We start from the raw sequence: 14,766 nt of genomic DNA, 5'->3' as shown, positions 1-14,766 counted from the left end.
AATTGTAGTCCGAAAATGCAGTTCGAAAAGACCCGGCGCGCGGCCCTGGGCACCGGCTGGCCTAACTTTGCTTATAGACCAACTCAGCCTTGCTTGCGGACCGGCTCAATCTACCTCCATGATCCTCGGCACCTTGAAGAAGTCGCCCTCCCGCTCGGGCGCATTGGCCAGCGCCTCGTCAACGGGCAGCGATGGGCGCACCCTGTCCTCCCTGAAAACGTTCTTGACCGGCAGGGGATGCGCCGTCGGAGGGACACCCTCCGTATCGAGCTCCTTCAACTTGTCCGCATACTCCAGTATCTTGCCGAGCTGGTCGGTGAGGGATTCCTTCTCCTCCTCGCTCAGCTCGAGCCTGGCGAGCGCCGCTACATGCTCAACATCCTGCTTCGTTATGGGCATACATAAAACCCCCTTACCATGCCCTATGCTCTATCCGATTCAATTGACCAGTTTAGACTACCTGACCCAATCCCCAATCCAATGAGGACCCGATTCCCAATCCCCCGGTTCCCAATTCAATGAGACCTCATTTTCCACCTATGAGCTTCATAAAGCCTTCTTCATCTAGTATAGCGACCCCAAGCTCCCGCGCGCGATCATATTTCGAGCCGGGGTCCTTGCCCACGACAACATAATCAGTCTTTCGCGAAACGCTCCCGCTCGTCCTGCCGCCGAGCCGCCGGATCATCTCCTCGGCCTCGTCGCGCGTGAAGCGCTCGAGCCCCCCTGTGAGGACAAAGGTCTTGCCGCTCAAAGGAAAATCCACGGTGCCACGGCCAGGCCCGCCAGCGCCAGGCTCCCCGGCTCCTCCCATCCCCGCCCGGTCCTCCGTCATCCTCACCCCAGCCTCCTGGAGCCGCCGGATAACATCCCGATTCCCCTCCTCGGACATGAATGCGACTACGCTCTCGGCTATCCTCGGTCCAATCTCCGGAACGGCCGTGAGCTCCTCGATGCCGGCCTTCATGAGGCTCTCCATATCCCCGAATCTCTCCGCCAGCATCCGCGCGACATTCTCGCCCACATGCCGTATACCGAGGGCATAGACGACCCGCGCGAGGCCCCGATCCTTGCTAGCCTCTATAGCATCGAGGAGGTTCTGCGCCGACTTCTTCCCCATTCTCTCGAGCCCGGCAAGGTCATCGAACTCCAGGTAGTAGATATCGGCAAAGTCCCTCACCAGGCCCCTGTCGAGAAGCTGCGTCACGATCGCGGGCCCCATCCCCTCTATGTCCATTGCGTCCCTCGAGGCGAAGTGGAGAATCCCCTCCCTCAGCTGGGCGGGGCACTTCACACCCACGCACCTGGCAACGGCCTCTCCCTCGAGCCTTACAACGTCCGAACCGCATTCAGGGCACCTCGACGGCATGATAAATTCGCGCTCGTTCCCGGTCCGCCCCTCCTTTACCACCCTTACAACCTCGGGTATCACATCCCCGGCCTTCTGAACGATCACGGTGTCCCCTATGCGTATGTCCTTGCTCCTTATCATGTCCTCATTATGGAGGGTGGCGCGGCTCACAACCGAGCCCGCGAGCTCTATAGGCTCCAGGATGGCTAGAGGCGTGAGCGCCCCCGTCCTGCCGACCTGGACCCTTATATCCTTTATCACCGTCGTCCCCTGCCTCGCCGGGAACTTGTACGCTATGGCCCAGCGCGGGCTCTTCGCCGTCGCGCCCAGCATCTCCTGCAATTCCAGGGAATTCACCTTTACGACGATCCCGTCTATCTCGTAGTCCAGCTCCCCGCGCCTCTCACCCCAACGCTCACAATATTCTATTACCTCATTGATATCGCGGCAGAGCTCGATGTTAGAATTCACCCTGAAGCCCAGGCGTTTCAATGCCTCGAGGACCTCCATGTGAGTGGCGAACCTCCTGTCCGGCGAGTGGCCGACGGCATAGAGGAATATATCGAGGGGCCTCGAAGCCGTAACGCCCGGATCCAGCTGGCGAAGCGACCCCGCTGCGGCATTGCGCGGATTCGCGAAAAGCGGCTCCCCGGCCCGCCGCCTCTCCTCATTCAGCTTCTCAAACTCGCGCTTCACCATGTAGACCTCGCCGCGGACGTCGAGCGTCAACCCCTCACCGCCCCGCAGCCTCATGGGTATGGACCTGATCGTCCTGAGGTTGTGGGTTACATCCTCACCGACCTCCCCATCGCCTCGCGTGGCGCCCTGGATGAACCGCCCATCCTCATAGAGCAACGAGACAGCGAGGCCGTCGATCTTGAGCTCCGTTACATACTCGAGGCCGTGAGCTGCTGCCCCCAGAAACCGCCTGACCCGGGCATCGAATGCGCGAAGCTCCTCAAAACTATACGCATTCGCGAGGCTCAGCATGGGCACCCTGTGGACGACCGGGGCGAACCCCTCAACGGCCTTGCCCCCAACCCTCTGGGTCGGCGAATCCGGCGTCACGAGCTCGGGGTGCTGCGCCTCGAGCGCCGCGAGCTCCCTCATCAGGGCATCGAACTCCGCATCGGATATCTCGGGATCATCCAGGACGTAGTAACGGTAGTTATGGTGCTCAATGATCCTGCGAAGCTCCTCGACCCGCCTCCTGGCGCCGTCCTCCTCGCCGGGGCCGGGGAGATCGAGCTCCAATTGCCTCCTGCCCTCTGCCATCTCCTTCACCCCCACAAACACCCTGCAAACACCCTGAAGACGCCCCACAGACGCCCCGCAGACGTCCCACAAATACCCCATAAATACTCCATAACGGTGCAAAGCTCGAGCTCATGCGGCTGGCTCAGCCTGCGTGATGAATCGGGGCGTAACCGAGCATAAACTTCTTCACGCCGAGCCCCGGGAAGGCTATCGTCAGAATAGCGTCCTCCCCCTCCCCCTCTATACTGACAACCGTGCCGTGCCCCAGCTTCTCATGCCTCACCTTGTCCCCGGACCGGAAGGCCCTGCGGGCATCGGTGCTCCTCGCAGAACTAGCAGGACTGTTGAGATCGACGGGATTTATGGAATCCGCGGAACCGGCAGAGCCAGCAGCGCTAGCAGAACCGGCGGAATCAACGTGCGCGTACGCGCCCTCACCCGCGCCCGTCGAGCCGGGCCAGTCCACCACCAGATCAACGGGTATCTCCGCAAGGAACCTGGAGGGGAGCGTATCCGAGGATTCTCCGTAAATCATCCGCTTGCGGGCGCGGGTGAGGTAGAGCTGTTCCATAGCGCGGGTGATCCCCACATAACAGAGGCGCCGTTCCTCCTCGAGCTCCCCGTCATCCATGAGCGCCCTGGCGTGCGGGAAAAGCCCCTCCTCCATCCCGGCGATAAACACCACGGGGAATTCAAGGCCCTTGGCCGAATGCAGCGTCATCAGGGTGACGCCTTCCTCGTCCTCTTTGAGGGTATCGATATCCGATATGAGCGCCACCTCCTCCAGAAACGCCGCGAGCGAGCCCTCCCCCCCGGATGCGGACTGGCGCGCCTCGAATTCCCGGGTCACGGAGAGCAACTCCTTTATGTTCTCGATCCTTGCGAGCGCCTCGACCGTTCGCTCGGCCTCGAGCTCTCTCAAATACCCGGTCCTCTCGAGCACCTCATTCACCAGCATTGTAGGGGAAAGCTCGTCGCGCTTCGCAACAAGCTCCTCGATCATACCCGCAAACCTGGAAACCTGCGTCCTCGTCCTCTCCGGTATGGCCTCTATCTCGCCGGCCCTCCGCATGGCCTCGAACATGCCGATATCCTCCTGCCTGGCAAACGCCGCAAGCCTCTCGATGGTGATATCGCCGATCCCCCGTTTGGGCACGTTTATCACCCGCTGGAGGGATACACCATCGCCCGGGTTCAGGATCAGGCGCAGGTAGGCTATGATATCCTTTATCTCCTTGCGCTCATAAAACCTGAGGCCCCCGACGATCTTATAGGGTATACCGAGGCTCATGAACACATCCTCAAAGACGCGGGACTGGGCGTTCATCCGGTAGAGCACGACGAAATCCTTATAGCCCCTCCCCATCTCGCTGCGCTCCCTGAGTATCTCATTCGCAACAAACCGGGCCTCCTCATGTTGATCCGCGGCGGCGAAACACCTGATCAACTCGCCCCCGGGGTTCCGGGTCCAGAGGGCCTTGTCCTTTCTCTCCCGATTGTTCTTTATAACCTCGTTCGCGGCCTCCAGGATAGCCCTGGTCGACCGGTAGTTCTCCTCCAGCTTGATGACCCTGGCATCGGGGTAATCCTCCTCGAAATCGAGGATATTCCTTATATCCGCGCCCCGCCAGCCATATATCGACTGGTCCTCATCGCCCACCACGCACAGGTTCCGGTGCCTCGCGGCCAGGAGCCTGACGATGACGTACTGGGCCCGGTTGGTATCCTGGTATTCATCCACCATGATATATTTAAACTTCTCCTGGTAGCCCCCGAGCACCTCGGGGAACCCCCTGAAAAGCTCCACCGTCTCCATCAGGAGGTCATCAAAATCGAGGGCATTGTTCTTCTGTAAAATAGACTGGTAAGCCCCGTATATCCTGGCAACGGTCTTTTCATAGAATCCCGTGGCTGCCTCGGCAAAATCGGCCGGTCTTACGAGCTCATTCTTGGCGTTGCTGATGGTCCCCAGGACGCCGGCGGGCGTAAACTGCTTGTCATTGATATTCAAGTCATGTAGGGCCTGCTTGACCGCGGCCTGCTGGTCGGATGCATCGAATATGGTAAAATCCCTGGTCATCCCGAGCCTGTCGATGTCGCACCGTAAGACCCGGACGCAGAATGAATGAAATGTGCTTATATGGACGCTCCGGGCCCAGGGGCCCACGAGGCCCGCCACCCTCTCGCGCATCTCATTCGCGGCCTTATTTGTGAAAGTCACAGCGAGTATGCTACCGGGGAAGACGTCCTTCTCGCCGATCAGATAGGCTATCCTGTAGGTTATCACCCTGGTCTTGCCGCTCCCGGCCCCGGCAAGAATCAAGAGTGGGCCTTCGGTATGGCACACCGCCTCGCGCTGCCTCGGATTCAGGTCATCAAGCAGAGATCTCATCTTCAACCCCCAAGGTCTCGAGCTTTGACTCAAGTTTTGCTTCGACTCAGGTTTTGACCGGCTCAGGTCTTAACTATCACAGATTTCAACTATCCCAAGCCTTGACTGTCCCAAGTCTTGACTGGAAAATACTTACATGCCCGGGCACACCGGGGCACTGGCTGGACAAGATTAATTATACCCCCTTCACAGTTGCGGCGCCAAGGTGTATATTCAGAAATTGAGGCTGATTTTTTCTGAGAAAGGGGTAGCTATGTAATTGCAAACAAGTTCGTCATGCCAATCGGCAAACCGACAGCCAGAACAGCCAGTAAGAAGAATCCCCATTGCGAAGCCATTTTATAGCGAAAAGATCGAGGATGCCGTCCTAAATGTCATGCGTTCAGGACGCCTCGTGTGCGGCCCCGTGGTGGCCGAGTTTGAGCGGCTGCTTGCGGGCTACATCGGGGCCAGGCACGTGGTGGCGGTAAGCAGCGGGACAGCCGCCTTGCACCTCGCCATCGTCGCCAGCGGCATCAAGCCCGGCGATGAGGTCATCACAACCCCATTTACCTTTGCCTCAAGCGTAAATGCCATCCTTTACTGCGGTGGAATTCCCGTGTTCGCGGATATCGATCCGAAAACCTACAATATCGATCCTGCCAGCATAGAGGGGAGGATAACCCCCCGCACCGTTGGGATCGAGACCGTCCATCTTTATGGCCACCCGGCGGAGATGAACGCCATCAATGAGATCGCGCGACGGCACGGGCTATGGGTGGTGGAGGATGCGGCGCAGGGCATTGGAGCTGTTTACCATGACATGAAGCTGGGCAACACGGGCAACCTCACTTGCTTCAGCACATACTGCACTAAAAACCTCCACAGCGGCGAAGGTGGGTTCATCGCGTGCAACGAGGATTCCATAGCTGAGAAGCTCCGGATGCTGCGCAATATAGGGCAGAGTGGTAAGTATAACCACGTTATGCTGGGGTACAATTACCGTATGACTGAAATCCAGGCCGCCATCGGGAGGGAGCAGGTCCCACTGATCGAGGAATTCACGCGCAGCCGGCGGGACAATGCCCGGCGGCTCAACGAGGCGCTCCGGGGCATTGATGGGATCACGACGCCGTATGAGGCGAGCTATGTAAGGCATTCATACCACCAGTATGTAATCCTCGTTGATCAAACAAAGCTGGGCTTCGACCGTGACGAGCTAGCTTGCCGGCTCAGCCGGCGCGGCATTGAGACTGCCGTCCACTATCCCGTACCGGTGTATGCGCAGCCGTACTTTATGGAGAGATTCGGCCCCCGGCCGGCCCCGGCCCAGGAGTATCCTGTGACTGAGAGGGTTTGCTCCAGCATCCTCTCCCTGCCGGTGCATCCCGGCTTGAGCGAGGAGGACATGGATTTCATGGTGGAGGCCCTGCATGAGGCCCTGCGTAAATAGCGCGGTGGGCTGACGCCCGCCCTTGCACTATTCATATTTGCTGATCTACTGCATTTACTACCCTTATTCCCTTGTTTGGTTTATAACTTGCTGATGTGCTGACGTTATGAAGATTTTATCTGCATGTGCTTCTTTTTGTCTTATAGGAGAAGGTCCCGCACCATCCGATGTCGAATATAGATGGACGGCGAAGCTAAGGTTAAACCTTAGAAAATTTACTTTGAGGGGGTTTGAGAATGTCGCAAGCCACCAAAGCTGCAGCCAGCGCGGATGCCGGCTTTCTCGAGAATCTCTTTAAACTATCGGCAAACAAGACAACTGTCCGCACCGAAGTCCTTGCAGGTGTAACAACATTCATGACCATGGCCTACATCATCATTGTCAACCCTTCCATCCTGGGCAAAGCTGGGATGGACGTCGGGGCCGTCATGGTTGCCACGTGCCTGGGCACGGCGCTCGGCACATTCGTTATGGCCCTTTATGCTAATTACCCCTTTGCCATGGCCCCGGGCATGGGCCTGAACGCCTTCTTCGCGTTCACCGTGGTCCTCGGCATGGGGATCAGCTGGAAGGTTGCCCTCGGCGCCGTCTTCATCGATGGCGTGATATTCCTCCTCCTGACCCTTACAAAGGTGCGGCAGGCGATCGTCAACAGCGTCCCGATGACGCTGAAGCTCGCAACAGGCGTTGGGATCGGGCTCTTCATAGCCTTCATCGGCCTCCAGGAGGCGGGGGTCATTGTCAAGAACGACGCTACGATGGTATCCCTGGGCAAGATCACATCACCCAATATCCTCCTCGCGCTCTTTGGCCTCGCGGTCATGGGCCTGCTCCTTGCGAGGAGGGTTAAGGGCTCCCTCCTGCTGGGCATCCTGATCACGAGCATCGTCGGGATGATCACCGGCCTCGCGCCCTACCCGCACGGGATCAAGGATATTATCAGCATGCCGCCGAGCCTGGCTCCCACATTCATGCAGATGGATATCCTGGGCGCGTTGAACATAGGTCTCCTAACAGTCATCTTCACCTTTACCTTTGTGGATATGTTCGACACCGTGGGCACGCTTATCGGCGTGTCGACCAAGGCAGGCTTCCTCGATAAGAACGGCGAGCTCCCCAGGTCCGGCCAGGCGCTCATGGCGGACGCCATCGGCACGGTGGGCGGCGCCGTATTTGGGACAAGCACGGTAACAACCTACATCGAGAGCGCGTCCGGCGTGGCCGAGGGCGGGCGAACCGGGCTCACAGCAGCGGTCGTTGCGGTCCTCTTCTTACTGTCGCTCTTCTTCTCGCCCCTCGTGAAGCTGATCCCCACTGCGGCGACGGCGCCTGCGCTCATCATGGTCGGGCTCTTCATGATGGAGCCGGTCGTGAAGATCAAATTTGAGGATTTCACGGAGGCGATACCGGCGTTCCTGACGATAATCATGATGCCGCTGGCCTACAGCATAGCTGAGGGCCTAGTGTTCGGGGTGCTCGGTTATGTGGTAATCAAGCTCCTTGCTGGCAAGTCGAAGGATATAAGCCTGACCATGTATATCCTGGCGATCCTCTTCATCATCAGGTTCATGATGCTAAGATAAAAGAACATTAGATGGCATCAGCATTACGCGAGATATGGTGAGTAAGTAAGTCTGCGAGCGAATTGCCCCCTGAGCGAGCAGACTTACTTGCTTACATCCCCCACAGGGTACCCTACTGCACCACATGATACGTGTGGGTTGTCGCGCCCTCTGTCCCGCCAGCCGGCCCCCTCTTTACTCCCACTCGATCGTCGACGGCGGCTTCGAGCTTATATCATACACAACGCGGTTAACCCCGTGCACCTCATTGATGATCCTGTTAGAGATGCGTTCGAGCACATCATACGGCAGCCTCGCCCAGTCCGCCGTCATGCCGTCCTGGCTCGTGACCGCGCGCAGGGCCACAGGGTAGGCGTAAGTCCTCTCATCGCCCATCACCCCCACGCTCCGGATGGATGGCAATACCGCGAAAGCCTGCCACAGCTCATCGTAAAGCCCCGCCCTGCGAATCTCCTCCTCAACAATCGCATCGGCCTCGCGCAGGATATCAAGCCGCTCCCTGGTCACCTCCCCGATGACGCGCACGGCAAGCCCGGGCCCCGGGAACGGGTGACGCCCCACTATCTCCTCGGGCAGGCCCAGCTCGCGCGCAACAATGCGCACCTCGTCCTTGAAGAGGTAACGCAGGGGCTCAATCAGCTTTAACTCCATATCCTCAGGCAGGCCTCCAACATTGTGGTGGCTCTTGATACGCGCGGCAGGGCCGGTATCAGAGGCCATGCTTTCAATTACATCGGGGTAAAGCGTCCCCTGGACAAGGAACTCCACGTTCCCGAGCTTCCTGGCCTCCTCCTCAAATATGCGAATAAACTCGTGGCCTATCCTCTTGCGCTTCTCCTCGGGGTCGCGCACATCACGCAGTGTAGCCAGGAAACGCTCCCTCGCATCCACATAGATCACATCGAGCTTGAAGTGATCCCTGAATGTCGAGAGAACCCTCTCGGGCTCGCCCTTCCGGAGCACCCCGTTATTCACGAAGATGCACGTGAGCCTCTGGCCGATAGCCCTGTGCACGAGCACAGCCGCGGTCGAGGAGTCCACCCCGCCGCTCAGGGCGCATACGGCCCTACCTTCACCGCCGACCTGATCCCTTATGCGCCGGGTGCTCTCCTCCACAAAAGCCGCCGCAGTCCAGGATGGTGAACACCCACATACCCTGTAGAGGAAATTCTGCAGGATTTCCTTCCCTCTTGGCGTGTGGGCCACCTCGGGATGAAACTGGATCCCAAAGAGGCGCCTCTTCCCGTCCCGCATGGCCGCCACCGGCGTATTATGCGTATGCGCGATAATTGTGAATCCAGGCGGGACAGCCGTGACAGAGTCGCCATGGCTCATCCAGCACGTCGTGGATTCGCCGAGCCCCGCAAAAAGATCGGAATCATCATCGATCGCCAGCTCGGCCTTGCCATACTCGCGCCGCTCAGCCCGTCCTACGTTGCCCCCGAGCATCCTGGCCATCAACTGCATACCATAGCAAATGCCGAGAACGGGGATGCCGAGGGAGAAGATGCCAGGATCACATCCGGGTGCCCCATCCCCGTAGACGCTCGACGGCCCGCCGGAGAGAATAATGCCCCTGGGCGCGAGCCGCGCGACCTCGCCCGCGGAGATGTCATGACGCACGATCTCGCAGTAGACATTGCACTCCCTGACCTTGCGAGCTATGAGCATGCTATATTGAGAGCCGAAATCCAGAATCAAAACCGCCTGATCTCGCCCTTCCACTTTCCTACCGCTCCCTGACCAATGTTTCTCTACTTCGCTACTTCTCTACTTCCCATCCCAGCCCATCAACCCGGGCCGGTGCGCGATAGCCTGCCGGGCTTTTCTAACCCTTACCGCCAGCGCCATAGCAACCGGTTTTGTTGCTATCACTGGCCTGCGAACCGCCCTTGCGACCCTGATAGACCCTGGGCTTCAAAACCGCAACAGAGGGGAGGTTCCTGTATTTCTCGCTGTAATCGAGCCCGTAGCCGACAACAAACTTATCAGGTATCTGGAATCCGTTATAGTCAGGCCTTATATTGATCTCCCGCCTGTCCGGCTTATCAAGGAGCGTGCAAATCTTCACAGAAAGGGGCTTCCTGGCCCTCAGATTCTCCACCAGGTAGCTCAGGGTGAGGCCGGTGTCTATGATGTCCTCCACAATTAAAACATGCTTGTTCTCTACGGGTGCATCCAGGTCCTTCAGTATCCTCACCGCCCCCGACGATTTGGTCGCCGCCCCATAGCTCGATATAGCTACGAAATCTATGACCACGGGGATTGAGAGGCGTCTCACAAGGTCCGCCATGAATACAAGCGCCCCTTTTAGAATCCCCACGACCACAAGCTCTTTCCCGCAATAGTCGCGAGATATCTGCTCGCCCAGTTCCTCTACACGCCTTTTTATCTCGTCCTCGTGAAGCAGGATCCCTTCCAGGTCGTCAAGCAACGGATTTAACCCCTCCAAAGCTCCTCTTCCCTTCCCCCTGCGAGCCGGAAAAGGGCATCTCTAAGGGTATCCCTCCGGCCCTCTCACTATATTACAACATAGTTACAACCACTTTTGCCACAGCAACATTATATACCCCGTAAGTCCCCGTGGACAAGCTCATGAATAAGTCCCCGGCAAGCTCACTCGATAATTCCTCGATAATTCAATGCAGAAGCCCATCCTCCGGCAGCTTGATCGCAAGCCTCTCATCAGGCTCAAGAAGCTTGGAACTTATGACGTAATCATAGGTCTCCTGTTCCTTCATCCTGTAAACGTAAGCCTCCTCGAGCCTGGCTATATAAGCCTCCCCCGCCTCAGGAACCCAGACGCGCACCTCATAGCGCATGGGCTCCGGCTGGGCACCGCCCTTTCCCGACCCCTTCGCGAACTCCGCGTCGAGATCCGGCGTCCTCAGATCGGCTACTATATACCTTACGCCATCTACACTTTCCCTTCGTAAGGCAACGACGCGGGCTCCCCCTCCGATGCCTCTGGGCAAGAGCGAATCCACGCCCCTGACCGACGTCATCCAGGATATCTCCGCCCTCGCCGCCTCGTCGAGGGCACCTGAAACACGCGGCAGGTCGCCGGCATCAATCTTGACCCACTTGGCCTCACCGGCATGGCCACCAATAGTGCCAGCCCTGAAGAATATCCTGGTCCCATCCAGGTATGACTCAAAGCTGGCATCCTCCGAGGCCGAGCTATAGTGCAACCTTATCCCCCGGGTCGCTGAACCTGCCGGGCCCGCTGGTGGTATCTCGAGCTCTATCGACCTTTCATAGAGGCCCGTTCCAAGCTCTCGCGCATCCCTGGTGCTGAGGAGCTTATCTGATGACGGGAATGACAATTTCTCCGTGACCCTTAGCCTTGTGAGGGCAAGTGTCGACTTTATTGCATGTTCAACCCGGGCCGCCGCCTCTTTCTCCCTAGCCGCCTCAAAAAACCTCACAAACCTGGCTCGCCCGGCCAGGAAGGCCGCAGACAAGACCACAAGGGCGGCGATGACAACCCACAGAGTGATGGCTACCCCCGATCTTTTCCCCATGCAGCCTCACCCTCCCGCTATTTTGCCCTGCGCTACGACCCCTGAAGCGCCCTCCTCACTATATGCCCCTCGCTCATGCACGGGACAACGTTGAGAACGTTGGTCTGCGCGCAGAGCCCGAGATCAGCCCCCAATCCTATGCCTTCAAGGTATCGACCGTGTTCGCTCATGGCGAGGGCATCCGCCACCTTCCCGCGGAAGCCCTCATATATCTTTCGGGCAGCAATGCAGCTGTCAGACTCGACCACGTTATCGCCCACACGGCAGACACGGTCGCACATCATGCCGGCGCAGGCTGCGTCCTCGAGGGCAAATCTCCTTCCGTCGCCAGCGCAGACGAAGACAATGTCCCTGCCAAGCCCAAGAGCGTAATGCGCCACCGCCTCGAGATTCAAAAACGACCCGATGAGGATTGCACTTGCTCCCCTTGCGGCTTTTATGGCCGCTGTCCCATTCGTTGTAGTAAAAATGATTTTCTTCCCCTTTACCCGGTCAGGGACATATTCCGCAGGAGAATTCCCAAGGTCGAACCCCTCGATCTTATTCCCCTTCCTCTCTCCCCCCAAGAGGAAATCACCCCTGCCGTAGCTCCTGGCTATCTCGACCGCCTCCTCGACGGTCTGGGTTGGGATCAACTCCTCGCACCCGTTGGCGATAGCTGTGACAATGGTGCTGCTCGCCCGCAAGACATCAATAATGACAGCAACTGCCTGGTCAAGGCTCCGGGTCTCGAGCTCCTGCGGTAGAAAAATAACATCCACCCTCATCAGGGCACGCCTCCTTATTCCCCCGCACCTCAGTTTCGGCCAACACTTTATATCTACAATCTTGTATATATCTACCTTCTTATATCCTATAACCTTGTATCTATCTGCCTGTCTACCTATATCTACCAACCCATCGAGCTATATCTTCCCCTATAAATAAATTCAGGGTCTACTCCCCAGTTATGCCTTTCACCAGCTCTCTTATACCATCTTCATCAGGCATCCAGTAACGTGGGGCGAAATTGCCCGGCAGCGTAGCGGTCTCTATGTGGCCGCTCGCCACTTTACCCACAAACCACCCTGTAGCCAGCATCTCCCGCGAGGTCATATCGGTTTTTACATATTTCATCGCGGTCTCTACCAGCTGGGGGGCCCTGGCGATGTTGGATGGCTGGAGAACCTGCTGGGCAAGAGCCCTGGCTAGCTCCTGCTGTCTCCTCACACGCCCGATATCCCCGAGGGCGTCATTACGAAATCTCACATACTGGAGGGCCTTGTCCCCATCCAGCTTCTGCCTACCCTGCTTTAAGTCGATTGATAACTTGCCCCACGTATCTACATAATGCATATCCTTTTCTACATTCACGATCACCCCACCAATCATATCGATAAGCTCTGAGAAGCCCCTGAAATCCGTCTCCACATAGCGATCCACAGGGAGCCCGAGAAGCTCACTAACGGTCTCCATGGTCAGGGACGGGCCGCCGATGGCATGTGCGCTATTTATCTTCCCGATCCCATGCCCGGGGATGCGCACCCGCGTATCCCTCGGAATTGAGACGATGTGTACTGATCCAAGCTTTGGATTCATGCTTAAAAATAGAATGGTGTCGGCCCTGGTGGCAGCCTCTACAGGACGCCCATTGTCTGTGTAGGTAACATCATTCCCGAGCATAAGGATATTCACCGGCCTATCCGAAATGCCAAATGCCGTTGGGATATCAACGGTCCGGCAGAATATAGTCCACCCGACAGCGAGCCCTATAGCCAGAAGAAGACAAAGGGTGAGGGCTATCAGGCCAAAGACCCTCCTCCGGGCTCTCCTTCCTTTCCTCGGCCTCCTCAGGCCGAGGGGTACACCAGTTTGATAGTCGTATTCCCCCGTTCTCAAAAACTCTCCCTCCGATTCCGCTGCTTCACGCCGGGAACATGATTAGCATTATTCGACAGGTTATCCTCTTTTTCCTTCCATAAACTCCTTGTCATAAACTTCATTACCAGTGCATATATAACTATACCGGGGATATCCTCATATCCCAGAATTAACCTTAATCCACATTATCCACAGGGTTATCCACAACCATCCTCGGGGTTTTAGCCATGTACAGCTCCTTTTTCACACTATCCACATGCGCCTTTCCCCAACCTGAGAATACGCCCCTCCCCCGGCCTGCGGCCTGCGCATAATTGAGCAATCCGGTCACGATCCCACCCGGCCCAGGGCGATTCCGGGAACCGCATTGACCGGCCCCCCCCCGATCCTGCCCCTGGTATAATGATAATACCCTGCACATCCAACCATGGCCGCATTGTCGGTGCAAAGGGATATCGATGGGTAATAGAGCTCGAGCCCCACATCCCTGCACCTCTCCTCGAGCAGCCTTCTCAAAGCCCTATTGGCCGCAACGCCGCCGGACAGGGCAAGGCGCCTGACCCTAAATGCAGTGGCTGCACGTATAGCCTTTTCGGCCAGCACCTCGATCACGGCGGCCTGAAAGCTCGCGGCGAGATCCTGGACCGGGATCTCTCGACCCCTCTGCCTCAGCCCATTAACATAGTTCAAGACGGCCGTTTTTATGCCGCTGAAGCTGAAATCATAGCTCTCATCCTCCAGGTACGCGCGCGGGAGGTTTATGGCCCGGGGATCGCCCGATGCAGCCAGGCGATCTATGGCCGGCCCGCCAGGGTATCCCAACCCGAGCATTCGGGCTACCTTGTCAAAGGCCTCCCCGGCCGCGTCATCCCGGGTCCGCCCGATCACCTCGTAATCGCCGTGGTCTCTGAAATACACGAGATCTGTGTGGCCGCCGGACACAGTCAGGCACACGAGGGGCGGGGAGAGATCCGGGTGCTCCAGGAAGTTGGCATATATATGCGCCTCGATGTGGTTGATGCCGATAAGAGGCACACCGAGCGCAGAAGAAGCCGCCTTGCCAGCCGATAATCCAACCAGGAGGCTCCCCACAAGCCCGGGCCCAAACGTCGCCGCTATGGCGTTTACCTCGTGCGGCTCGATGCCGGCGCCTGCGAGGGCGCGGTCGAGCACGGGAATAATCGCTTCGACATGGCTCCTCGACGCGATCTCAGGGACGACGCCGCCAAATCTCTGGTGGAGCTCGACCTGGGAGGCGATGATATTGGACGCCGCCCTCACAGTGCCGTTGCCGGTTACAACCGCGCACGATGTCTCATCACACGACGTCTCAAATGCCAGGATGACAATAGCCCCACCCTGTCCCG

12 protein-coding genes are annotated in these 14,766 nt (G+C 57.9%); 2 read left to right on the top strand and 10 right to left on the bottom strand.

Annotated features, from left to right (window positions below):
• Positions 1–105: 105 nt before the first annotated feature.
• The 3 genes from gatC to pcrA all read right to left on the bottom strand — a co-directional run bounded on the left by gatC (position 106) and on the right by pcrA (position 5,000).
• Complete coding sequence (gene gatC, locus HPY71_15190; protein NPV54835.1) at positions 106–399, bottom strand: Asp-tRNA(Asn)/Glu-tRNA(Gln) amidotransferase subunit GatC; 294 nt, start codon at positions 397–399, stop codon at positions 106–108.
• 127 nt (positions 400–526) lie between these two features.
• Complete coding sequence (gene ligA / locus HPY71_15185; protein NPV54834.1) at positions 527–2,626, bottom strand: NAD-dependent DNA ligase LigA; 2,100 nt, start codon at positions 2,624–2,626, stop codon at positions 527–529.
• A 124-nt stretch (positions 2,627–2,750) separates the two neighbouring features.
• Positions 2,751–5,000 carry a DNA helicase PcrA gene (pcrA, locus tag HPY71_15180; GenBank protein NPV54833.1) on the bottom strand — a complete coding sequence of 750 codons (2,250 nt, stop codon included), beginning with the start codon at positions 4,998–5,000 and terminating at the stop codon, positions 2,751–2,753.
• A gap of 376 nt (positions 5,001–5,376) precedes the next feature.
• Here pcrA and HPY71_15175 point away from each other — a divergent pair, with 376 nt between their 5' ends.
• Positions 5,377–6,432: a DegT/DnrJ/EryC1/StrS family aminotransferase gene (locus tag HPY71_15175; protein ID NPV54832.1), complete on the top strand. Its 1,056-nt coding sequence runs from the start codon at positions 5,377–5,379 to the stop codon at positions 6,430–6,432.
• A 236-nt stretch (positions 6,433–6,668) separates the two neighbouring features.
• Positions 6,669–8,015, top strand: a complete 1,347-nt coding sequence (locus HPY71_15170; GenBank protein ID NPV54831.1) for an NCS2 family permease — start codon at positions 6,669–6,671, stop codon at positions 8,013–8,015.
• 174 nt (positions 8,016–8,189) lie between these two features.
• Here the strand turns inward: HPY71_15170 and guaA are convergent, their stop codons facing one another.
• The 7 genes from guaA to tsaD form a co-directional block, all read right to left on the bottom strand.
• A complete protein-coding gene (gene guaA / locus HPY71_15165) occupies positions 8,190–9,686 on the bottom strand; it encodes a glutamine-hydrolyzing GMP synthase (protein ID NPV54830.1) in 1,497 nt (498 codons plus the stop codon).
• A 157-nt stretch (positions 9,687–9,843) separates the two neighbouring features.
• Complete coding sequence (gene hpt / locus HPY71_15160; GenBank protein ID NPV54829.1) at positions 9,844–10,449, bottom strand: hypoxanthine phosphoribosyltransferase; 606 nt, start codon at positions 10,447–10,449, stop codon at positions 9,844–9,846.
• A 205-nt stretch (positions 10,450–10,654) separates the two neighbouring features.
• A complete protein-coding gene (locus tag HPY71_15155) occupies positions 10,655–11,539 on the bottom strand; it encodes a hypothetical protein (GenBank protein NPV54828.1) in 885 nt (294 codons plus the stop codon).
• Between the two features lie 32 nt (positions 11,540–11,571).
• Entirely contained in the window at positions 11,572–12,306 is a 735-nt protein-coding gene (locus HPY71_15150) for a 2-phosphosulfolactate phosphatase (protein NPV54827.1), read from the bottom strand.
• Positions 12,307–12,475: 169 nt separating this feature from the next.
• Complete coding sequence (locus HPY71_15145) at positions 12,476–13,417, bottom strand: LCP family protein (protein ID NPV54826.1); 942 nt, start codon at positions 13,415–13,417, stop codon at positions 12,476–12,478.
• Positions 13,418–13,574: 157 nt separating this feature from the next.
• Positions 13,575–13,730 carry a hypothetical protein gene (locus tag HPY71_15140; GenBank protein ID NPV54825.1) on the bottom strand — a complete coding sequence of 52 codons (156 nt, stop codon included), beginning with the start codon at positions 13,728–13,730 and terminating at the stop codon, positions 13,575–13,577.
• Positions 13,727–14,749, bottom strand: coding sequence for a tRNA (adenosine(37)-N6)-threonylcarbamoyltransferase complex transferase subunit TsaD (gene tsaD, locus HPY71_15135; protein ID NPV54824.1), 1,023 nt, complete (start codon positions 14,747–14,749; stop codon positions 13,727–13,729). The genes HPY71_15140 and tsaD overlap by 4 nt, the downstream gene beginning before the upstream one ends.
• Positions 14,750–14,766 lie beyond the last annotated feature (17 nt).

This window comes from Bacillota bacterium (assembly GCA_013178125.1).
GTDB lineage: Bacteria > Bacillota > SHA-98 > Ch115 > JABLXJ01 > JABLXL01.
This window is presented reverse-complemented; position numbering and strand designations above follow the sequence as displayed.

Coding starts and splice junctions, on each gene's coding strand:
- gatC (NPV54835.1), bottom strand. CDS start 399: ATGCCCATAACGAAGCAGGATGTTGAGCATGTAGCGGCGCTCGCCAGG.
- ligA (NPV54834.1), bottom strand. CDS start 2,626: ATGGCAGAGGGCAGGAGGCAATTGGAGCTCGATCTCCCCGGCCCCGGC.
- pcrA (NPV54833.1), bottom strand. CDS start 5,000: ATGAGATCTCTGCTTGATGACCTGAATCCGAGGCAGCGCGAGGCGGTG.
- HPY71_15175 (NPV54832.1), top strand. CDS start 5,377: ATGCGTTCAGGACGCCTCGTGTGCGGCCCCGTGGTGGCCGAGTTTGAG.
- HPY71_15170 (NPV54831.1), top strand. CDS start 6,669: ATGTCGCAAGCCACCAAAGCTGCAGCCAGCGCGGATGCCGGCTTTCTC.
- guaA (NPV54830.1), bottom strand. CDS start 9,686: ATGCTCATAGCTCGCAAGGTCAGGGAGTGCAATGTCTACTGCGAGATC.
- HPY71_15155 (NPV54828.1), bottom strand. CDS start 11,539: ATGGGGAAAAGATCGGGGGTAGCCATCACTCTGTGGGTTGTCATCGCC.
- HPY71_15150 (NPV54827.1), bottom strand. CDS start 12,306: ATGAGGGTGGATGTTATTTTTCTACCGCAGGAGCTCGAGACCCGGAGC.